Annotated in this window: 19 protein-coding genes; 14 read left to right on the top strand and 5 right to left on the bottom strand. The window is 65.7% G+C overall.

The features are described from left to right. The first annotated feature begins 120 nt into the window (after window positions 1-120). The 5 genes from BMW87_RS03760 (at window position 121) to BMW87_RS03740 (ending at window position 5,929) form a co-directional block, all read left to right on the top strand. On the top strand, window positions 121-1,305 hold the full coding sequence (locus BMW87_RS03760; RefSeq protein ID WP_093074258.1) for a DesA family fatty acid desaturase: 1,185 nt from the start codon (window positions 121-123) through the stop codon (window positions 1,303-1,305). A 39-nt stretch (window positions 1,306-1,344) separates the two neighbouring features. Then, window positions 1,345-2,301, top strand: a complete 957-nt coding sequence (locus BMW87_RS03755; protein ID WP_093074256.1) for a hypothetical protein — start codon at window positions 1,345-1,347, stop codon at window positions 2,299-2,301. Window positions 2,302-2,382: 81 nt separating this feature from the next. Next, window positions 2,383-3,420, top strand: a complete 1,038-nt coding sequence (locus BMW87_RS03750) for a zinc-dependent alcohol dehydrogenase family protein (RefSeq protein WP_093074254.1) — start codon at window positions 2,383-2,385, stop codon at window positions 3,418-3,420. Window positions 3,421-3,483: 63 nt separating this feature from the next. Beyond that, a complete protein-coding gene (locus tag BMW87_RS03745) occupies window positions 3,484-4,326 on the top strand; it encodes a universal stress protein (RefSeq protein ID WP_093075205.1) in 843 nt (280 codons plus the stop codon). Between the two features lie 64 nt (window positions 4,327-4,390). After that, complete coding sequence (locus BMW87_RS03740; RefSeq protein WP_093074252.1) at window positions 4,391-5,929, top strand: bifunctional aminoglycoside phosphotransferase/ATP-binding protein; 1,539 nt, start codon at window positions 4,391-4,393, stop codon at window positions 5,927-5,929. A 4-nt stretch (window positions 5,930-5,933) separates the two neighbouring features. Here BMW87_RS03740 and BMW87_RS03735 read toward each other — a convergent pair whose 3' ends face one another. Next, the gene (locus tag BMW87_RS03735; RefSeq protein ID WP_093074250.1) at window positions 5,934-6,440 is read right to left on the bottom strand and encodes a universal stress protein; all 507 of its coding nucleotides are present in this window, start codon (window positions 6,438-6,440) and stop codon (window positions 5,934-5,936) included. A gap of 165 nt (window positions 6,441-6,605) precedes the next feature. On the opposite strand from BMW87_RS03735, the gene BMW87_RS03730 reads away from it, so the two are divergent. Beyond that, window positions 6,606-7,190, top strand: a complete 585-nt coding sequence (locus BMW87_RS03730; RefSeq protein ID WP_093074248.1) for a hemerythrin domain-containing protein — start codon at window positions 6,606-6,608, stop codon at window positions 7,188-7,190. A gap of 58 nt (window positions 7,191-7,248) precedes the next feature. Here the strand turns inward: BMW87_RS03730 and BMW87_RS03725 are convergent, their stop codons facing one another. Then, window positions 7,249-7,776 (bottom strand): flavodoxin family protein, encoded by a 528-nt coding sequence (locus BMW87_RS03725; RefSeq protein ID WP_093074246.1) that lies wholly within the window; start codon window positions 7,774-7,776, stop codon window positions 7,249-7,251. Window positions 7,777-7,912: 136 nt separating this feature from the next. Here BMW87_RS03725 and BMW87_RS03720 point away from each other — a divergent pair, with 136 nt between their 5' ends. The 4 genes from BMW87_RS03720 to BMW87_RS03710 all read left to right on the top strand — a co-directional run bounded on the left by BMW87_RS03720 (window position 7,913) and on the right by BMW87_RS03710 (window position 10,323). Continuing rightward, entirely contained in the window at window positions 7,913-8,335 is a 423-nt protein-coding gene (locus tag BMW87_RS03720) for a universal stress protein (RefSeq protein WP_093074244.1), read from the top strand. Beyond that, window positions 8,336-9,778: a trypsin-like peptidase domain-containing protein gene (locus tag BMW87_RS03715; RefSeq protein ID WP_093074242.1), complete on the top strand. Its 1,443-nt coding sequence runs from the start codon at window positions 8,336-8,338 to the stop codon at window positions 9,776-9,778. Window positions 9,779-9,862: 84 nt separating this feature from the next. Further along, window positions 9,863-10,021 (top strand): hypothetical protein, encoded by a 159-nt coding sequence (locus tag BMW87_RS35025; RefSeq protein WP_177192715.1) that lies wholly within the window; start codon window positions 9,863-9,865, stop codon window positions 10,019-10,021. After that, the gene (locus tag BMW87_RS03710; RefSeq protein WP_093074240.1) at window positions 10,018-10,323 is read left to right on the top strand and encodes a high-potential iron-sulfur protein; all 306 of its coding nucleotides are present in this window, start codon (window positions 10,018-10,020) and stop codon (window positions 10,321-10,323) included. The genes BMW87_RS35025 and BMW87_RS03710 overlap by 4 nt, the downstream gene beginning before the upstream one ends. Window positions 10,324-10,461: 138 nt before the next feature. On the opposite strand, the gene BMW87_RS03705 is transcribed toward BMW87_RS03710, so the two are convergent. Then, window positions 10,462-12,045, bottom strand: a complete 1,584-nt coding sequence (locus BMW87_RS03705) for a tannase/feruloyl esterase family alpha/beta hydrolase (protein WP_177192714.1) — start codon at window positions 12,043-12,045, stop codon at window positions 10,462-10,464. Window positions 12,046-12,146: 101 nt separating this feature from the next. On the opposite strand from BMW87_RS03705, the gene BMW87_RS03700 reads away from it, so the two are divergent. Continuing rightward, complete coding sequence (locus tag BMW87_RS03700; protein ID WP_093074236.1) at window positions 12,147-12,842, top strand: Crp/Fnr family transcriptional regulator; 696 nt, start codon at window positions 12,147-12,149, stop codon at window positions 12,840-12,842. 46 nt (window positions 12,843-12,888) lie between these two features. On the opposite strand, the gene BMW87_RS34665 is transcribed toward BMW87_RS03700, so the two are convergent. Further along, window positions 12,889-13,119, bottom strand: coding sequence for a Med9 domain-containing protein (locus tag BMW87_RS34665; protein WP_143062557.1), 231 nt, complete (start codon window positions 13,117-13,119; stop codon window positions 12,889-12,891). Window positions 13,120-13,169: 50 nt separating this feature from the next. After that, window positions 13,170-14,627, bottom strand: coding sequence for an efflux transporter outer membrane subunit (locus BMW87_RS03695; RefSeq protein ID WP_093074234.1), 1,458 nt, complete (start codon window positions 14,625-14,627; stop codon window positions 13,170-13,172). 107 nt (window positions 14,628-14,734) lie between these two features. Here BMW87_RS03695 and BMW87_RS03690 point away from each other — a divergent pair, with 107 nt between their 5' ends. The 3 genes from BMW87_RS03690 to BMW87_RS03680 all read left to right on the top strand — a co-directional run bounded on the left by BMW87_RS03690 (window position 14,735) and on the right by BMW87_RS03680 (window position 19,618). Beyond that, window positions 14,735-15,352, top strand: coding sequence for a TetR/AcrR family transcriptional regulator (locus BMW87_RS03690; RefSeq protein ID WP_093074232.1), 618 nt, complete (start codon window positions 14,735-14,737; stop codon window positions 15,350-15,352). An 82-nt stretch (window positions 15,353-15,434) separates the two neighbouring features. Continuing rightward, window positions 15,435-16,544: an efflux RND transporter periplasmic adaptor subunit gene (locus BMW87_RS03685; protein WP_093074230.1), complete on the top strand. Its 1,110-nt coding sequence runs from the start codon at window positions 15,435-15,437 to the stop codon at window positions 16,542-16,544. After that, window positions 16,541-19,618, top strand: a complete 3,078-nt coding sequence (locus tag BMW87_RS03680) for an efflux RND transporter permease subunit (protein WP_093074228.1) — start codon at window positions 16,541-16,543, stop codon at window positions 19,616-19,618. Before BMW87_RS03685 ends, BMW87_RS03680 begins: the two co-directional genes overlap by 4 nt. The last annotated feature ends 26 nt before the right edge of the window (window positions 19,619-19,644 follow it).

Here is a 19,644-nt window from a genome sequence, read left to right as displayed (position 1 = left end):
AGCAAGCGGACGACAAGCGCCGCATTCGCTACGGCTGGAATGCCGGCACGGTGTTGACGTGCATCAAAGGCCGTGGGAGGTGCGGTCCGCAGAATCGCCCGCACTGTTCACGAGGTACGAATGCAATCCCTTCTTTATTCCGGTCTTCTCGATCTTCCATGGTGGGGCGCGGTGCTGTCCGCGCTGGCGCTCACGCACGTCACCATCGCTTCGGTCACCATCTTCCTGCACCGCCACCAGGCGCATCGCGCGCTCGAACTGCACCCGGCGGTAAGCCATTTCTTCCGCTTCTGGCTGTGGCTGACCACCGGCATGGTGACGAAGGAGTGGGCCGCGGTGCACCGCAAGCACCACGCCAAGTGCGAAACACCCGAAGACCCGCACAGCCCGCAGGTGTACGGGCTCAACAGGGTGCTGTGGGGCGGCGTGTTCCTCTACGTGCGCGAAGCGGGGCATGCGGAAACCCTCGAGCGCTACGGCCACGGCACGCCTGACGACTGGCTGGAGCGCAATCTCTATTCGAAGCACAAGATCCTCGGCATCGTGCTGATGGGCATCGTGGACATGACACTCTTCGGCGTGGTGCCGGGCGGCCTGGTCCTGCTCACGCAGATCGCGTGGATCCCGTTCTGGGCGGCCGGCGTGGTCAACGGCATCGGCCACTACTGGGGCTACCGCAACTGGCCCGCCCGTGACGCCAGCACGAACATCTCGCCGATCGGCATCCTGATCGGCGGGGAAGAGCTGCACAACAACCACCACGCCTTTCCCAGCTCGGCCAAGCTCTCGAGCAAGTGGTTCGAGTTCGACATCGGCTGGCTCTACATCCGCACGCTGCAGGCCCTGGGACTGGCGACGGTGAAACACGTGGCACCCACGCCGCGCCTCGTCGCGCCCAAGGCGAATGTCGATCTCGCCACGGTGCAGGCAGTCATCCGCTGCCACTACGACGTCCTGTCGAACTACTCGCGCTCGCTGAAGAAGGCCTGCGCAGTGGAGCTCGGTCGCCTGCGCCGCATGTCGCCTGAAGCCGCGCGTGCCCTCAAGGCCGTGAAGCCATTGCTGGGCAAGGACCAAGGCCTGCTCGGCCCGTCGCGGTACCAGCAGGTGATACAGGCGTTGAATGCATCGCAGGCACTGACTACTATGTATTCCATGCGCGGGGAGTTGACCGCCTTGTGGAGCCGTTCCGCCGCCACCGGCGAGCAGCTTGCCAGGCAGTTGCAGGACTGGTGCCAGCGCGCCGAGGCGAGCGGCATCGCACCGCTGGCGGACTTTTCCCGCCGCCTGCGTTCCTACGCCTGAACGGCCCTGCGCCGAGAGGATGCGATTGAGGCTTGCGTAATGGTTTGGCGATTCGATGTCTGCAACGGCGATGCCGACGGCCTCTGCGCCGTCGTGCAGTGGCGGCTGCACGAGCCCGGGCCGGCAGAGCTCGTGACGGGGCTCAAGCGCGACATCGCGCTGCTCGGCCGCGTCCAGGGACAAGCCGGCGACGAAGTCAACGTGTTCGACATCTCGATGCAGCGCAACCGCGGCGAACTGCAGCGCCTGCTCGACGACGGCCTGCGCGTGCGCTACTTCGACCATCACGCCGCCGGCGAGGTGCCGGTGCACCCGAACCTGGAGGCGCACATCGACGAGGCGAGCGATGTCTGCACCAGCCTGCTGGTCGACCGCCACCTGGGCGGAGCGCATCGCGCCTGGGCGCTGGTCGGCATCTATGGCGACAACCTGGGCCCAGTGGCCGACCGGCTGGCGCTCGAAGGCGGCTTCGAGCCCGGCGACTGCGCCGGGCTGCGCCGGCTGGGCGTGCTGATCAACTACAACGCCTACGGCGAGTTCGAGCACGACGTGCGCATCGCACCCCGCCTGCTGTTTCCGCTGATGGCGCGCTACCCGGACCCGCGCGACATGCTGGCGCACGAGAGCGTCGTCGACGAGATCGATGCAATGCGCCACAGCGACCTGCGGCTGGGTGCGGACGCCGCCGTGCTCTGGCAGGGGCCTCAGGGCAGCGTGCGCGTGCTGCCCGATGCGCAGTGGAGCCGGCGCGTGCAGGGCTGTCTTGCCAACGAGCTGGCAAACGGCGAGCCCGGCTGTGCGCATGCGGTACTGAAGGTGCAGGGCGACGGCTATGTCGTCAGCGTGCGCGCGCCGCTGGCACTTCCGCGCGGCGCCCATGCGCTGTGCAGCCGCTTCGGCGGTGCTGGCCGCTCGCGCGCGGCCGGCATTGACCGGCTGCCGCGTGGTGACTTGTCGCGCTTTGTCGAGGCTTTCGCCGAGGTGTCCTGGAGTTAGCGCGCCAGACGACGTCGCAGACGCGAGGATTCCTTGCGCTATCGCAAGGGGAGGGCGGGCAGGGACGCATAACGTTGCGGCATGAAAGCACTCGTATACCGGGGCCCCGGCCTCAAATCGCTCGAAGACCATCCCAAGCCGGAGATCCAGGCGCCGGGCGACGCCATCGTCAAGATACTCAAGACGACCATCTGTGGCACCGACCTGCACATCCTCAAGGGCGATGTGCCGACCTGCACGCCGGGCCGCATCCTCGGGCACGAGGGTGTGGGCGTGGTCGAGAGCGTCGGAGCCGGCGTCACGGCCTTCCGGGCTGGCGACCATGTGCTGATCTCGTGCATCTCGTCGTGCGGCAAGTGCGAGAACTGCCGCCGCGGCATGTATTCGCACTGCGCCACCGGCGGCTGGATTCTCGGCAACACCATCGACGGCACGCAGGCCGAGTACGTGCGCATTCCGCATGCGGACACCAGCCTGTATCCCGTTCCGCCCGGCGCGGACGAAGAGGCTCTGGTGATGCTCAGCGACATCTTGCCGACCGGCTTCGAGTGCGGCGTGCTCAACGGCAAGGTCGCGCCCGGCAGCACGGTGGCCATCGTGGGCGCCGGGCCGATCGGCCTGGCCACGCTGCTCACGGCCCAGTTCTATTCGCCGTCGCAGATCATCCTGATCGACCTGGACGACGGCCGGCTCGAGGTTGCGCGCCGCTTCGGCGCGACGCACACGATCAACAGCACCGACGGCAAGGCGGCCGAGGCGGTGCTCGCGCTGACAGGCGGGCGCGGCGTCGACGTGTCGATCGAGGCGGTCGGCATACCGGCCACCTTCGTGCTGTGCCAGGACATCGTGGCGCCCGGCGGCACCATCGCGAACATCGGCGTTCACGGGCACCCGGCCGAGCTTCACCTGGAGCGGCTGTGGTCGCAGAACATCGCGATCACCACCCGGCTGGTCGACACCGTGTCCACGCCGATGCTGCTGAAGACGGTGCAGTCCCACAAGGTGGACCCGGCCCGGTTGATCACGCACCGCTTCACGCTGGATCAGGTGCTGGACGCCTACGACACCTTCGGGCGCGCAGCCGAGACGCATGCGCTCAAGGTGATCATCGAAGCGTAGGCAGTGGATTTTCCGGTCCATTTCCTGCGCCAGGACGCGGCGCACCACCTTGCGGGAGCATCCATGAACTTCAAGACCATATTCGTTCACCTGGACCACTCGGTCCGCAGCCCCGTGCGGGCCGCGATGGCGGCCCAGTGGTCTCGAGCGCACGAGAGCCACCTGGTCGGGCTGGTGCCCACCGGCCTGTATGACGGCGTGATTCCCGCCGACGCCATCGCCACCGGCATGACCGACTACATCGCCGAGTCCGCCGACTACCTGCATCGGCGAGCCGAAGCCATCGCGCGCGAGTTCAGGGAAGGCATCGCCGGATCAGGGCCCCTGTCGTACGAGGTGCGGCTGGTCGATGGCGCCACGGTGGACGCCGTTGTGCGGTACGGGCGTGCGAGCGATCTCGTGGTGCTCGGACAGGAAGACGACTCGAACAGGAAGGACACCACGGTGCGCGGGCTTGCCGAGCAGGTGCTGATGGAAGTGGGGCGACCGGTGCTGGTCGTGCCTTCGGCCGGTATGTTCGGGGGAATCCCGAAGAACATCGTCGCGGCCTGGGACGGCTCGCGTGAAGCCGCCGTGGCCCTTCAGGCAGCATTGCCGGCGCTGCGGCGCGGAGCACGCGTCACGCTCCTGTCGCTGCGCCACCCGCGCGACGAAGACAACACGCAGCAGCTGCTGGCATCGGACATGATCCAGTTCCTGCTGAGGCACGGCGTGCAGGCGCGTGCCGAGTCCGAAGTGACCGAAATCGACATCGCGGACGCGTTGCTGTCGCGGGTTTCGGACCTGAGCGCCGACCTGCTGGTGATGGGCGGCTACAGCCATTCGCGCCTGCGCGAGCGGATCCTGGGCGGCGTGACGCGGCAGATACTTGAGCGGATGACGGTGCCGGTCTTGATGGCGCACTGAGGCGGCAGGGCGCCTTGGCGTCTTTTCGCTATTCTTTGACGTCGTTGAATCGCAAATCCGCCACATGGACACCACACTGGTCAACGCACTGCGAGAGCAACTCCAGCGGGAGACCGGGCAACCCGTGGCCTTGGTCGAGACGCACATTTCCTGGGTGCTGCTGACGCAGACGCAGGCCTTCAAGCTCAAGAAGCCGGTGCGCCTGCCGTTCCTGGACTTTGGCAGCGTCGAGGCCCGAAAGCACTTCTGCGAGGAGGAGCTGCGCCTCAACCGACGTTTTGCTCCTTCGCTCTACATCGACGTGGCACCGGTCTGCGGCACGCGCGAGTCGCCGCGCATCGGCGGCGCCGGCACGGTGATCGACCATGTGGTGCGCATGCTGCGTTTCCCCGATTCGTCGCTGCTGCGCAATCTGCTGGTGGAAGACCGGCTGCAGCCCGCGCTGCTCGACGGCTTCGCGCAGCGGCTGGCCGCCTTGCACGCGGCTGCGGAGCAAGCGACGCCGGTGTCAGGCTTCGGCAGCCCCGACTCGATCGTTCGAGCGGCTACGGATGTGCTGGCCGCGTTGCGGGCGCAGGGCGACGACAGCCGCCTCGCCACCCTTGCAGCACTGGACACGTGGATTCGGGAGCAGGGTCAGGTGCTGCGCATCGCATGGATCGCCCGCCAACAGGGCGGCTCGATACGTGAATGCCACGGCGACCTGCACACGGCCAACGTGGTCCTGGTCGACGGTGCGCTCATGCCCTTCGACTGCATCGAGTTCGACCCGGCGCTGCGCTGGATCGACGTGATGAGCGACCTTGCATTCCTCACCATGGACCTGAAGGCCCACGGCCGCGACGATCTTGCGTTCCGCTTCCTGGATGCCTCGATGCAGCACAGCGGTGACTACCCGGGCCTGCAGGTGTGGCGCTTCTACGAGGTTTATCGGGCGCTGGTGCGGGCCATGGCCACGGGGCTGGGTCCAAGGCCCCCGGATGGCGAGGCCCGCCCCGACTACCTTGCCTGCGCGACGCGGCTGACGACGCAGCCGGAGGAGGGCGCCCGCCTGATGATCACGCACGGCTTGTCGGGCTCGGGAAAATCCAGCGTTGCCTTGCAACTGTTGTGCGCCGCGGGCGCTGTCCGCGTGCGGTCGGACGTGGAGCGCAAGCGCCTGTATGGCCTCGATCCGCTGGCGCGTTCTGCCGCCCTTGGGCTCGACATCTACGGCGCGCAGGCAACCCTGCGGACTTTCGAGAGACTGCGCGCCTGTGCCCGCGATGCGCTGCTGGCGGGCTATCCGGTGATCGTGGACGCGGCCTTCCTGCGCGGCGCCGAGCGACGCAGCTTCGAAGCCCTGGCAGCAGAGCTCCGCGTGCCTTTCACGATCCTGGATTGCCGCGCAGCCCCGGCCACGTTGCGCCGCCGCGTGGCCGAGCGCAACGCGGCAGGCACGGATGCCTCGGAAGCCGGCCTCGCAGTGCTGGAGCGTCAGTTTGAATGGCAAGACCCGCTGGAGGCCGACGAGCGCGCGCTGGCCATCGAGGTCTCCACGGAAGACCCCGTAGACATCGCGCTGGTCGCAGCGCGCTGGCGCGCTGCGACCGCGAACCGCTGAACCCTCACTGGCTGGCGAGCGTCCCGCTCGGCAGTGTGAAACGCTCGTGTTCGGTCTTCGCGCTTTCGGGAGCACGCACCAGCAACACCGGTACGGGTGACAGGCGCAGGATGTGCTCCGCGCTGCTGCCCATGACCCAGCGGCCGATTCCTCGACGGCCGTGAGTGCCGATCACGATCAGTTCGGCCTTCGATGCTTCCGCCTCGGCGATGACGTGGTCGTGCACGGTGCCCTTGAAGCTGTCGAGCAGCACTGTGTCGGCTTCGACGCCTGCTCCCGCAGCCGTGGCCCGCGCGGCTTGGAGCAGCTTCGTGGCGTTGCCGCGCAGCTCTTCGAGCCAGTTGCCGGCATGGCCCGCGTAGGCATCCATGGCCAGCGCGAAGGACAGCTCGTCGATGACGTGCGCCAGGCGCAGGCGTCCGCCCGTGAGCTTTGCCAGCTTGATGGCTTCGGCCAGGCCATGGCTGGATGTGGAACTGCCGTCGATGGGAACAAGAATTCGCTGGTACATGGCACGACTCCGGTTTGTTGAATGGATCGGTCCAGTATCCGCACGGGCGCTCCGCGCGGCTTGACATTGATCAAGTGCGAAGCTGCGACTGGACGGGACTTGATCTGGAACAAACCCGCGCGTGAATGAAAGCGCGACCCTTGAGGCATGCACAGGACAACCCTCATGACCCACGCCACCGTTCGCATCATTCGCCAGGAGCACGCCGCGCTCGCCGCCGTGCTCCGTTCCATCGTCATGCTGCTCGAGCAACACCGAAGGAAGGGCACCTTGCCCGATTTCGCGACGCTGCGAGCCATGCTTTTCTACGTGGACGAGTTTCCGGAGAAGCGCCACCACCGCAAGGAGACCGAACTGCTGTTTCCCAAGCTGCGCGCCAGGACGCCGATCTCGCGGGATCTGCTCGACAAGCTCGACGGCGACCATGCCAAGGGTGAACGCAGGATCCGCAACGTCGAGCACGCCTTGCTCGCGTTCGAGATGCTGGGCGAGTCGCGGCGCGAAGAATTCGAGAAAACGGTCGGCGAGTATGTCGACTTCTACCTGAGCCACATGGCGCTGGAGGAGCGAGAGATCCTGCCGCTGGCCGAGCGGGTGCTGACCGAGAACGACTGGCGCGACCTGGACGAGGCCTTCGCGCAGAACCGCGACCCCATGACCGGGCACGTGCCCGACCTCGAATACAACGCGCTCTTCACGCGCATCGTGAATATCGTTCCCGCGCCCATCGGCCTGGGCCCGGCCCTCTAGGCCGGTAGCCGCAGGCCGACCGAAAAGAGAAGGGCGGTCATCAATTGGATGCCGCCCCTCAGATCGATTGCGGCGACAGCGTGACCGGGCGCACCACGTCTCGCGAATCTTCCGCGCTTCTGACGGCGGTGCCGAAGGCCTGAAGACGCGCTGCACAGCCGCCGTCATCGACCTCGCGCATCGTGACCGAAGAGCTCAGGATCGGCGCTCGGCCCATGAAGTCGCTGATTTCTGCTGCCGCGTTCGGTGCCCCCTGGCCACCCATGACCGAGAGCACGGCGACGTCGGGCAGCCGATAGCGTTGGCGCGCGACGAAGCTGCGCATGGGGCCGGCGAGCTGCAGCATCCAGATCGGCGACACCAGCACGACGGCATCGAAGTCGCCGGGCGGCGGACCGTCGTAGTGAATGGCGGGCTGTCGCCGGAAGAACGAATCGAGCACGCAACGCAAGCTGCCGAGGGCGCCGCTGCGAGGATGCGCCTCGGTGACGCTCGCGAGTTGCCAGGTCTGCTGGCTGCACAGGAGCTCCGCGACCTGGCGGGAAGTGCCCGTGTAGGAATAGACGATCACCAGGACGTTGTTCATGCTTGCCTCTGCTGCTTTCATGGACGGTCAATGTAGGCAGCGTCGGCAGCCACGGCCTTGCGCTGCATCAAGGCGAGGCGCCGGGTGCGCGAGGACCATCCTTGCACCGGGGAACGTCTCCGCCGAAGGAACCATCATGAAAATCCTGCTTGCCGTCGATGGCAGCGACTACACGAATCGCATGCTGTCCTACCTGACCACGCACAAGGAATGGGCGAATGCGGGCCACGCCTTCACGGTCTTTCATGCGGTGCTGCCGGTACCGCACCGAGCCGCGGCCTTCGCAGGGCCGGACATCGTGCACGGGTACTACGAAGACGATGCGCGGGTGGTGCTCGAGCCCGTGCGCGCTTTACTGGCCAGGAACGGCATTGAAGCCCGCTTCGAGCACCGCATCGGTCATCCCGCCGAAGAGATAGCTTCGTTCGCGCAGAAGGGGCAGTTCGACCTCGTGATGATGGGTTCGCGGGGCCATGGCACCTTGACCAACCTGGTACTGGGGTCGGTTGCCACCAAGGTACTGGCTGCGTGCACGGTGCCGGTCTTGCTGGTGCGTTGAATGAGTGCCGCAACCCTGGCACGGGGCGTGATCGTGGCCGCCTTCGGTGCATTCGCGCTGGCAGGCGGAACGAGCGCCTGGTCGCAGACGCGATCGGCGTGCCTTGAGCGCACGTCGTCGGGATTGCAAGGCTCTGATTTCGTGGCGGCCGCAGCGCGTCAGTCGCCTGCGGTGGTGAGCGTGACAGTCGCCGGCACGGGCAACGACTGGGTTGCCAACAGCGATCAGCGCGCGCCGGCGCAATGGGGCCGCGGCGTTGAGCGCGGTTTCGCGTCGGGGTTCATCTTCCGCCGCGACGGCTACATCCTGACCAGTGCGCACGCGGTGACCGGCGCCCAGGCGATCTCCATCGTCACCGAGGACCAGCGCCGCTTCGACGCCGAAGTGATTGGCATCGACCGCCGCACCGACGTGGCGCTGCTGCGGGTCGCGGCGTCCGATTTGCCGGTCGTCACCGTGGGCCGCAGCAGCGAGCTCTGCCCGGGCGAATGGGTCGCCGCGATGGGCGCCCCCTTCGGCTTCGAGCGCAGCGTGACCGCCGGCGTGGTGAGCGCCAATCCGCGTTACGTGCCAGGTGGGAGCGGCGTGCCGCTGATCCAGACCGACGTCGTGCTCAACCCGGGCAACTCGGGCGGGCCGTTGTTCGACGAACGGGGCAGGGTGGTCGGCATGAACTCGATGGCCTACTCGCCCGGCGGTGGGTACTCCGGCATGTCGTTCAGCCTGCCGATCGACACGGCGATGCACATTGCGGACGAGCTTCGTATCACCGGGCGGGTGATGCGGGGGCATATCGGTGCCCGCATCCAGCCCCTGACCGTCGAACTCGCGCCGGCCTTCGGGCTCGATACCGCATTGGGAGCGCTGGTGGTGCGCGTCGACCCGGACAGCCCCGCCGAGCAGGCTGGGCTTCGCAGCGGCGACGTCGTGCTGGCGGTCGATGGCGCTGCCGCAATGCCCTATGCCGACATACAGGATCGTGTAGCTGGAGCCCGCAAGGGTAGCCTGCTCGCACTGAAAGTCTGGCGCCACAGGACGCCGTTGACGATGCAGGTAGGCGTGGCAGAAATCCCACCGGACCTCGCGCCTCGGCTGGCCGCGCGTGCCTTGCCGCAAGAGACGCGCTTCGGGCTCGAACTCTCGGAGCGAAAGGGTGTGCTGGGCATCAGCCTTCTGGATCCCGGCCTCTTTGTGCAGTCGGCCTCGGGTTCGGCCCAGCGGGCGGGGTTGCGCTACGGCGACATGCTGATCGCGGTCAACGACGTGCAAGTGGCCGGCCTGGCGGATTTCGATGCAGCGATCCAGTCCATCAAAGAGAGCGACACGGTCGCTTTGCTGGTCATGCGCGGCTCGACCCGCAGCTATGTGCCGATTCTTCCGCGCGGTCCGCAACGTGCCCCTGTGGCGCGAGGCGCGGGCGATGCCACCGCGCGGACGCCGTGAGATTGATCCTGCGCAAGGTCGCGCGTGGCCGCCCGCCCAAGAATGACCGCAGGCAATGCCAATCACCCATAACGAGGTCGTCCCATGAACAACATCACATTGAGCGGAGCCCTGCAAACCCTGGGGTTCTGCATCGCCACGCTCCTGGCCACGGGTGTTCTCGTGCTTGCGGGTCTGAGCGAGCGCAACTCTGCGTCGGGCAACCTGATTTCCGTCTCCAACACAACGAAAGACTCACGATGAACTCCAGCCGCCGCACCTTCATGCTCACGCTTGCCGCGACGGGCGCTGCCATTTCCGCCCCCAGCTCGTTCGCGCAGGCCCGACTTGAAGAAAAGGATCCGCAGGCCGCGGCTCTAGGCTACGTCGCCGATTCGTCGAAGGCCGACGCGAAGAAATTTCCCAAGCACGACAACGCCCAGTTATGCAGCGGTTGCGCGCTCTGGCAATCCAAGCCGACGGACGCGCAAGGTAACTGCGCGTTGTTTGCTGGAAAACAGGTCAGTGCCAAAGGCTGGTGCAGCGCTTGGGCCAAGAAGGCCTAGCAGCGCAACTTGAGTGTTGCTGTCGAAGGGTACCTTCGCTTCCGTGTCGAGCGCGTCCGCGCACACGTCATGGACCGGCCGCGCGAGGCGGCGGCCGGACACACGGGAAAGTAGGGCTACCTCAGCAAATGAAGACGCTCAAGAACTTTGGCAGCTGTAGCTGTCCGCCGAATTCACGTCGCCGCTGCCCTTGTATTTCGGAAAGGTCGGGTACTTGCACAAGGGGCGCGCAAGTACCGGAGCTTTGGTCGTCGAATCCAGCTTCGTCGCCACGATGTTTTGCGTGGAGGGCTTTGTGCCACCCTCTCGCCACTTCGCGACTGCGTCCACAAGGTCGACGGTGTCAGGACCGACACCGCCGGCGCAATGCTGAACGCCCGGCTGGAGGAAGAACTCCATCGAGGCATCCCGCGTGGATGCGCCGCCGACCGTGGTCGCTACATCGTTGAAGTACTTGATCGAGCCCTTGTAGCTGATCGCCCAGTCGTTCGTTCCATGGGCAAGGATCATCTTGCCGCCCTGCCCGAAGAAGGAGCGAAGGTCCGGCGTCGCATCGAGCGTGGTGGCCGCGAGCCGCAGTCCCGCGGAGTAGAACTCCGGATCAAAGCCAAGCACGTTGAAGGCCGGATCGCCCGTGACCCAGTACTTGACGAGGCCGCTCCCGAACTGGAACTGGAGGCCGGTTCCGCCGATGGCGGAGCCTGTCACCCACAGGGGCCAGCCCTGGTCTTCGCCGCCAGGTCCCCAGCCGGGGTAAACGGTTGTCCCGTCCTTACGCTTGAGCTCGGAGTAGATCGTGTTGGCAGTCGCGATCTGTGGATCGGTCAGGCATGTGTCGGCGTCGCCTGCCGTGCAGCGCAACACCGCCGGGTTGAACGTGCAGGCGTCCTGGTTGCTCACGATGCCATCGGCAATACCATCCAGAGCGTCGCACTGGGCGGTGATGGTCTTCCCGATAAGCGAGACCTTCGCATCGCTGAGTTGCCCGCCCGGCGCGGCGAGCGCCTTTCCGTTCGCGACGAAGGCCTGGAACAGTTCGGTAAAAGAGTAGGCCGGCGCCCGCACGACGATGCCGTCGAAGTCGTTCGGGAAGCGCGTGGCCTGGATCAATGCCTCCCTGCCGCCATTGGAGCAGCCCTCGAAATAGCTGAACGCGGCATCCGAGCCATAGCGCTTGCGAACGATCTCCTTGGTGACCTCATTGACCGAATGGATCGAGAGATAGCCGAAGTCCGCCTGAGCCGTGGGATTGTTCAGGAAGGCCGAAGCGTCCAAGGCGTCTCCCTGGCGCCCGCCATCCGAGGCCACGAGTACGTAGCCGGCAGTTGCACCGCTTGGCGAGACGGGCGTGATGTTGATGCTGCCGTCCCAACCGCCGCCGCCGGCATACAGGAGCTTGTTGTTCCACACAGTGGGGAGATGCACTTCGAAGTTGAGCGTGCCGTGCAGGATGCCCGTGACCTTGCAGTACTCCGCAGCTCCTGCTGCCGCCGGGACGAGCGTCGCCTCTTTGAGCGCTGCACCGGCAAGCGAAGCGCCGGCGAAGATCGAGCACTTCTCCTGCGCCGTCGCAACCGGTGTCGGCGGCGGTGTTTGCGTTGGCGCCGGTGTCGGGAACAGCACCGGCCAGTTGCCTGCGCCGTCACCTCCGCCGCCGCAGGCGGTCAGCAGGATGGGAATGCTCAGCAGCGCGTAGCCTGCCATCGAGAGAGGGTTTCTCATGATTTGTCTCCTGTTCGTACTGCCACATAAACTCAGACGACTCAGGCCGTCGCCTGCGCAGCGCATGCTAGGCACTAAGACCGAGGAAGAAAGTCTTTCCGATGACAAATCACGCGCAGACCATTTCGATGTTGCGAGCGGCTGCTTGGGCTGGCGGACTGACGCGCGACCAACTTCAGCGCGTCGAACTGGAAACGCAGGACCGCTTCTATTCGGCTGGTGAGATCGTCTGCCACAAATCAAGCGCGGCGACGCACTGGATCGGAATCGTCGAAGGGATGGTCAAAGTGGACGTCCTGTCGGCGGACGGCCGAAGCACCACATTGACCGGGGTCACCAATGGCGGTTGGCTCGGGGAAGGTTCCGTTCTCAAGGGGGAGTTGCGTCCCTATGGCGTTGTCGCGCTGCGCGACACCCGCATTGCGTTGATGCCGAGCCAGACCTTTCACTACTTGGTCGCCAACAGCTTGAGCTTTTGCCATTTCATGATCGATCAGCTCAACGCAAGACTCGGCCAGTTCATTGCGCTGGCCGAGAGCTATCGGATGCACGACATCAGTTCGCGTGTGGCGGGCTGCCTAGCTGAACTCTTCAATCCTCAACTCAACCCCCAGACCCATCCAGTCCTGCATATTTCGCAGGAGGAGATTGGCCGGCTGGCCGGAATTTCCCGCCAGGTCGCCCATCGCGCCCTGCACGAGTTGGAGGAAGCGGGCCTGCTTCACATCCGCTACGGAAGCATCGACGTCCTGAACGTCGATGGCTTGCGGGTGTACGCGCGCGAGCACTCGGAGTAGGGGCCTCGTGCCATTCGATGGCAGCGTAAGACCTCGTGCCTTCGGGTCAGGATGTCATCGAGCCGGAGGCTTCAGAAGCATTCCAGGTAGCGCAGTGCGGCGAGGAGTTGCCACGCTTTCTTTCGAGTTCACCAAGTCGAGCGACCTCGACTTCGAGCATGCGAATGCGCGATTCCAAGTCCGCTACATAGGACTCGTCCATACCTTCAAGCGCCAGTATCAATTTCCGCCAGAAGCCTGGCGCAGGTTTTTCCGTAGCACCGCGGTCATCACTCATTTTGATTTCCCCAGTTCAAGTGCTTGCAAAGGGTCGTACACGGACGGCACCTATCGGGTTGCAACCGCGTCGGTTCCGCTTGGTTGCCAGCCACCCCCCAATGCCTTGAAGGCGGTGACCGCGGCGCGTGCCGATTCGGTTTGCGCTTGTGCTCGCGCGTCGGAAGCGCGCAGCAGGTTCTCGTCTGCCTGAAGCACTTCGATCAGGCTGACAACGCCTTTCTGGTAGGCCGCGAATGAAGCGCCTCGCGCTCGGTCGAGCGAGTCCACGCCCTGAGCAAGCACGCTGGCTTGTTCCTCGCGCTTGACCAGGGCCGAGAAGGCGTTTTCCACATCCTCGGTGGCACGCAGCACGGCCAGCCGGTAAGCCGCGAGCAGTTCGGCATCCTGGCCCTTGGCCAGATCGATCTGCGCGTTGATGCGGCCAAAGTCGAACAGGCGCCAGCGCAGGCCCAGCACGCCAGCGGCCTGGCTTGCGCCGCTGGTGAACAGGTTGCCGCCGGACACCGATGTCGCGCTGCCGATCAGGCCGCTCAGGGAGAGCTTGGGGTAGTACTCGGCAATGGCGACGCCGATGCGTGCGTTCGATGCGGCGAGGCGGCGCTCGGCCGCGATCAGATCGGGCCGCCGCCTGAGCAAGTCGCCCGGCGTTCCCGCGTCCGTGATCTGCGGGGCGACCGGGATGACGCCCAAGTTGGCCAGTTCCGCCCGGTGCGTGCCCGGGGGCGAGCCCAGCATCACATCCAGCGCATTCATGGCCGCGTCCAGCCCCGCCTCGAGCGCCGGGACGGATGCCCGAACCTGTGCCAGCGCGCCTTCGGCCTGCCGCACCTGAAGTTCGGCCGTCAACCCCTTGCCGTACAGAAGATTGACCTTGGACAGCAACTCTTGCTGCGTGAGCACCTGCCGGCGCGCCACGTCGAGCCGAGTCTGCAGTCCGCGGATGCTGATGTAGATGTCGGCGGTCTGCGCCGCCACGGTCAACCTTGTTGCGGCCGCGCCTGCTTCCGAAGCCTGGTACTCGGCAAGTGCCGCTTCGCGTCCACGGCGCAGGCCGCCGAAAACATCCACTTCCCAGCTTGCACCGAGATTCGCTTCGTAGGCATTGCCGTAGCGGTCGAAGCCGGGCCTCGAGTTCAAGACTTGTCCCAGCGGCGTTTCAACGGACTGATAAGCCCGGGCAGCTTGTCCACTGATGTTTCCCGAAGGCAGCAAGGCAGCATTCGCCGCCCCCAGTCCCGCACGCGCTTGAGCGACGCGCGCGGACGCCTGCACAAGATCGAGGTTCTGCGCCAGTGCAAGCGTGACGAACCGAGCCAGTTGCGGGTCGCCGAAACCTGTCCACCATGCGAGTCGGTCGACGCTGGTTGAGGCAGGTCGTGCATCGACGGCCGCCTGGCCGAGGTACTGCTGCGGCAGCGGCGTATCGGGCCGGACATAGTTGGGGCCGACCGCGCAACCTGCGACGAGGCTGGCAGCGAAGAGCGGGACAAAAACGCGCTGGAGCATGGAATTCTTCCGGAAAGAGGGCGGGAAAGAGGCGTCGAATTGATGTGACTATAATTCAATATGGTCACTCGTTGTTGATTTCCCCTGCTCGCTGTAAGCTGTCGGCCATGAGCAATGCAACTCTTTCTCCGGCTGTGGCGCGCGGCCCTGCCGACCACGATGTGCGGGACCAGATCGTTGCCGCGGCGACCGAGCACTTCAGCCGGTATGGCTACGAGAAGACGACCGTCTCCGACCTCGCCAAGGCCATCGGGTTTTCCAAGGCCTACATCTACAAGTTCTTCGAGTCCAAGCAGGCGATCGGCGAAATGATCTGCGCGAACTGCCTGCGCGAGATCGAAGCCGAGGTCCGGGCGGCCGTCGACGGCGCCGATCGCCCTCCCGAGAAGTTGCGTCGGATGTTCAAGTCGGTGGTCGAAGCAAGCCTTCGGCTGTTCTCCGAGGATCGCAAGCTCTACGAAATTGCGATCTCGGCGGCCACCGAGCGGTGGCAGGCGGTAGTCGTCTATGAAGAGCGCATTCGGCAACTGCTCCAGGACATCCTGCGCGAAGGGCGGGAAATGGGCGAGTTCGAGCGCAAGACGCCGCTGGACGAGGCGGTGGGGGCCATCCACCTTGTCATGCGCCCCTACATCAATCCGCTTCTCCTGCAGCACAGCTTCGACCACACGGCTGAAGCGCCGGCGCAACTGTCTGGGCTGGTGCTGCGCAGTCTTTCGCCATGAGGCAGAGATTGATGTGACTATTGACTGAATTGGTCACAAGTATCAAAATGCGGGTCCTGATCACTTCGTCACCGGGACTCTCATGCTTTGGCGCCGCCTTGCTACCTCTGCAGTCATCTGCGCATTGCCGTTCGCGCTGGTCGCTTGCGGCGAAAAATCGCCGTCCGATCCGCGCACTCAAGCGCCGCAGGTGCGCACCGCCACCGTCCAGGGGGCCGGTGCCACATCGCGCGCCTTCACCGGCACCGTAGCCGCCCGGGTCCAGAGCGACTTGGGATTCCGGATTTCCGGCAAGGTGCTGGAGCGGCTGGTGGACGCGGGGCAGGCCGTCAAGCGCGGTCAGTTGCTCATGCGCATCGACCCTGCCGACCTGAAGCTCGCGGCCCATGCGCAGCTGGAGGCGGTTGCCGCCGCGCGGGCGCGCTCGCAGCAGACGGCGGAGGATGAAGCCCGCTACCGCGATCTGCGCGGCACCGGTGCGATCTCGGCATCGGCCTACGACCAGATCAAGGCGGCCGCGGACGCCGCCAAAGCCCAGCTCAGCGCGGCCGAGGCCCAGGCCGACGTGGCCCGCAACGCGAGCCGCTATGCCGAGCTTGTGGCGGACGGCGATGGCGTCGTCATGGAAACGCTGGCCGAACCCGGCCAGGTCGTGAGCGCTGGGCAGGCCGTGGTGCGCGTGGCCCGCGCCGGTCCGCGCGAAGCCGTTGTCCAGCTGCCGGAGACCCTGCGCCCGGCGGTCGGTTCCGCCGGACAGGCCACGCTTTTCGGCAAAGAGGATGTGACGGTGCCGACCACGCTGCGGCAGCTCTCGGAGGCCGCGGATCGGCAGACCCGCACCTTCGAGGCGCGCTATGTGCTCAAGGGCGACCTTGCCAACGCGCCGCTGGGCGCCACGGTCACCATCCGGATTCCGGACGGGCTTTCCTCTGCGCAAGGTGGCTTGCAGGTGCCGATCGGCGCCCTGTTCGATGCTGGCAAGGGGCCAGGCGTGTGGGTCATCGGCGGCGAGCCGGCCAAGGTCAACTGGCGGCCGGTCGTGGTCGAGCACCTGGAAGACGACGGCGCACGCATCCTCGCTGGCCAACTCAAGCAAGGCGACCGCATCGTCGCGCTCGGCGCCCACCTGTTGCACGAGGGCGAGCAGGTGCGGGTGGCGGGCCAGGCTGCTGCTGACGGAGTCCGCCCGTGAGCGAAGGCCGATTCAACCTGTCGGCGCTCGCGGTCCGCGAGCGCTCCATCACCCTGTTCCTGATTTTCCTGATCTCGCTGGCGGGTCTTGTTTCGTTCTTCACGCTGGGCCGGGCGGAAGACCCCGCCTTCACCGTCAAGGTGATGACCATCATCACCGCCTGGCCTGGCGCCACCGCGCAAGAGATGCAGGACCAGGTCACCGAGAAGATCGAGAAGCGCCTGCAGGAGCTGCGCTACTACGACCGTTCCGAAACCTACACCAGGCCCGGCCTGGCCTTCACGACACTGACCCTGCTCGACAGCACGCCACCTTCGCAGGTCCAGGAACAGTTCTACCAGGCCCGCAAGAAAGTCGGCGACGAGGCGGGCAACCTACCGGCCGGTGTGATCGGGCCGATGATCAACGACGAATACGCGGACGTCACTTTTGCGCTGTACGCGCTCAAGGCCAAGGGCGAGGCGCAGCGCCTGCTGGTGCGCGACGCGGAGACGCTGCGCCAGCGCCTCCTGCATGTGGCGGGCGTGAAGAAGGTCAACATCGCCGGCGAGCAATCCGAACGCATCTATGTCGAGTTCTCGCACGAGCGCCTGGCAACCTTGGGTATCGGTCCGCAGGACGTGTTCGGCGCGCTCAATGGCCAGAATGCCCTGACGCCGGCGGGCTCTGTCGAAACCAAGGGGCCCCAGGTGTTCATCCGCCTGGACGGCTCCTTCGACGAGCTGCAGAAGATCCGCGATACGCCGGTCGTGGCACAGGGCCGCACCCTGAAGCTGTCCGACATCGCCACCGTCAAGCGTGGCTATGAAGATCCGGCGACCTTCATGATCCGCAACGGCGGCGAGCCAGCCCTGCTGCTGGGCGTTGTCATGCGCGAAGGCTGGAACGGGCTCGACCTGGGCAAGGCGCTGGATCACGAAGTCAGCGCCATCAACGCCGAGCAGCCGCTGGGCATGAGCCTGAGCAAGGTCACGGACCAGGCCGTCAACATCAGCGCCTCGGTCGACGAATTCATGGTCAAGTTCTTTGCCGCACTGCTGGTGGTCATGCTCGTGAGCTTCCTGAGCATGGGCTGGCGTGCGGGCCTCGTGGTCGCTGCCGCCGTGCCGCTGACATTGGCGATCGTCTTCGTGGTGATGGCTGCGACCGGAAAGAACTTCGACCGCATCACGCTCGGGTCGCTGATCCTGGGATTGGGCCTCCTGGTGGACGACGCGATCATCGCGATCGAGATGATGGTGGTGAAGATGGAGGAGGGCTACAGCCGCGTCGCCGCCTCCGCCTATGCCTGGAGCCACACTGCGGCGCCGATGCTCTCGGGCACGCTGGTCACGGCTGTGGGCTTCATGCCCAACGGCTTCGCGCCATCGACCGCGGGCGAATACACCAGCAACATGTTCTGGATCGTCGGCATTGCGCTGATCGCGTCCTGGGTCGTCGCTGTGGTCTTCACCCCCTACCTCGGCGTCAAGCTGCTGCCCGACTTCAAGAAGGTCGAGGGCGGCCATGCCGCGATCTACGACACGCCGCGCTACAACCGTCTGCGTCAGGTGTTGGGGCGTGTGATCGCGCGCAAGTGGCTGGTCGCCGGTGCGGTGGTCGGCCTTTTCGTGGCGGCCATTCTTGGCATGAGTCTGGTCAAGAAACAGTTCTTCCCGATCTCCGATCGCCCCGAGGTGCTGGTCGAGGTGCAGATGCCCTATGGCACGTCGATCACCCAGACGAGCGACGCCGCGGCGAAGGTGGAGGCGTGGCTGGCCAAGCAGAAGGAAGCCCATATCGTCACGGCCTACATCGGGCAGGGCGCGCCGCGCTTCTACTTTGCGATGGGGCCGGAGCTGCCCGATCCGTCGTTCGCCAAGATCGTGGTCCGCACCGCCAGCCAGGAAGAGCGTGATGCCTTGAAGCACCGGCTGCGCCAGGCGATCGCCGACGGTCTTGCCTCCGAGGCGCGCGTGCGCGTCACCCAGCTCGTGTTCGGCCCGTATTCGCCGTTCCCCGTTGCCTACCGGGTCACGGGCCCGGACCCCGACAAGCTGCGCAATATTGCGGCCGAGGTGCAGCGGGTCATGGATGCGAGTCCGATGATGCGCACGGTCAACACCGACTGGGGCACGCGCACGCCCACGCTGCACTTCACCTTGCACCAGGACCGGTTGCAGGCCGTGGGGCTGACCTCCGCCGCGGTGGCGCAGCAGCTGCAGTTCTTCCTGAGTGGCGTGCCTGTCACCGCCGTGCGCGAGGACATTCGAACGGTGCAGGTCGTGGCCCGTTCGGCCGGCGCCATCCGCCTCGACCCGGCGCGAATTGCGGACTTCACGCTGTCCGGCGCCAACGGGCAACGCATCCCGCTGTCGCAGGTGGGCGAGGTCGACGTACGCATGGAAGAACCGGTCATGCGCCGGCGCGACCGCATGCCGACGATCAACGTTCATGGCGACATCGCCGATGGCCTGCAGCCGCCGGACGTATCGACGGCCATCACCCATCAGCTTCAGCCCCTCATGGACAAGCTGCCGCCCGGCTATCGCATCGATCAGGCCGGCTCCATCGAGGAGTCGGAAAAGGCAACCAAGGCCATGCTGCCGTTGTTCCCGATCATGCTGGCGATCACGCTGCTCATCATCATCTTCCAGGTGCGCTCCATCTCGGCGATGGTCATGGTCTTCCTGACGAGTCCGCTGGGCCTGATCGGCGTGGTGCCGATGCTGATTCTTTTCCGGGCGCCGTTCGGCATCAATGCGCTCGTCGGACTTGTCGCGTTGTCGGGCATCCTGATGCGCAACACGCTGATCCTGATCGGGCAGATTCACCACAATGAGCAGGAGGGGCTGGACCCGTTCCATGCGGTGGTCGAAGCCACCGTGCAGCGTGCGCGGCCGGTGATCCTGACGGCGCTGGCGGCGATCCTGGCCTTCATTCCATTGACCCACTCGGTGTTCTGGGGAGCGCTCGCCTACACGCTGATCGGCGGCACCTTGGCGGGGACGGTTCTGACCTTGGTGTTCTTGCCGGCCATGTACTCTATTTGGTTCAGGATCAGGCCGGGCAGCGGCAACGCGGCGACGCACTGACGGCGCGTTTCATCACTCATTCCGAT

Origin of the sequence: Variovorax sp. OV084 (genome assembly GCF_900111625.1) — a bacterium.
In the GTDB taxonomy this organism is placed as follows: Bacteria; Pseudomonadota; Gammaproteobacteria; order Burkholderiales; family Burkholderiaceae_C; genus Variovorax.
The sequence above is the reverse complement of the archived record's forward strand: the minus strand, read 5'-3'. Positions and strand labels throughout refer to the sequence as shown.

Bases quoted from the DNA above. Each gene is read 5' to 3' on its own strand.
- BMW87_RS03760 (WP_093074258.1), top strand. From the start codon at position 121: ATGCAATCCCTTCTTTATTCCGGTCTTCTCGATCTTCCATGGTGGGGC.
- BMW87_RS03755 (WP_093074256.1), top strand. From the start codon at position 1,345: ATGGTTTGGCGATTCGATGTCTGCAACGGCGATGCCGACGGCCTCTGC.
- BMW87_RS03750 (WP_093074254.1), top strand. From the start codon at position 2,383: ATGAAAGCACTCGTATACCGGGGCCCCGGCCTCAAATCGCTCGAAGAC.
- BMW87_RS03745 (WP_093075205.1), top strand. From the start codon at position 3,484: ATGAACTTCAAGACCATATTCGTTCACCTGGACCACTCGGTCCGCAGC.
- BMW87_RS03740 (WP_093074252.1), top strand. From the start codon at position 4,391: ATGGACACCACACTGGTCAACGCACTGCGAGAGCAACTCCAGCGGGAG.
- BMW87_RS03735 (WP_093074250.1), bottom strand. From the start codon at position 6,440: ATGTACCAGCGAATTCTTGTTCCCATCGACGGCAGTTCCACATCCAGC.
- BMW87_RS03730 (WP_093074248.1), top strand. From the start codon at position 6,606: ATGACCCACGCCACCGTTCGCATCATTCGCCAGGAGCACGCCGCGCTC.
- BMW87_RS03725 (WP_093074246.1), bottom strand. From the start codon at position 7,776: ATGAACAACGTCCTGGTGATCGTCTATTCCTACACGGGCACTTCCCGC.
- BMW87_RS03720 (WP_093074244.1), top strand. From the start codon at position 7,913: ATGAAAATCCTGCTTGCCGTCGATGGCAGCGACTACACGAATCGCATG.
- BMW87_RS03715 (WP_093074242.1), top strand. From the start codon at position 8,336: ATGAGTGCCGCAACCCTGGCACGGGGCGTGATCGTGGCCGCCTTCGGT.
- BMW87_RS35025 (WP_177192715.1), top strand. From the start codon at position 9,863: ATGAACAACATCACATTGAGCGGAGCCCTGCAAACCCTGGGGTTCTGC.
- BMW87_RS03710 (WP_093074240.1), top strand. From the start codon at position 10,018: ATGAACTCCAGCCGCCGCACCTTCATGCTCACGCTTGCCGCGACGGGC.
- BMW87_RS03705 (WP_177192714.1), bottom strand. From the start codon at position 12,045: ATGAGAAACCCTCTCTCGATGGCAGGCTACGCGCTGCTGAGCATTCCC.
- BMW87_RS03700 (WP_093074236.1), top strand. From the start codon at position 12,147: ATGACAAATCACGCGCAGACCATTTCGATGTTGCGAGCGGCTGCTTGG.
- BMW87_RS34665 (WP_143062557.1), bottom strand. From the start codon at position 13,119: ATGAGTGATGACCGCGGTGCTACGGAAAAACCTGCGCCAGGCTTCTGG.
- BMW87_RS03695 (WP_093074234.1), bottom strand. From the start codon at position 14,627: ATGCTCCAGCGCGTTTTTGTCCCGCTCTTCGCTGCCAGCCTCGTCGCA.
- BMW87_RS03690 (WP_093074232.1), top strand. From the start codon at position 14,735: ATGAGCAATGCAACTCTTTCTCCGGCTGTGGCGCGCGGCCCTGCCGAC.
- BMW87_RS03685 (WP_093074230.1), top strand. From the start codon at position 15,435: ATGCTTTGGCGCCGCCTTGCTACCTCTGCAGTCATCTGCGCATTGCCG.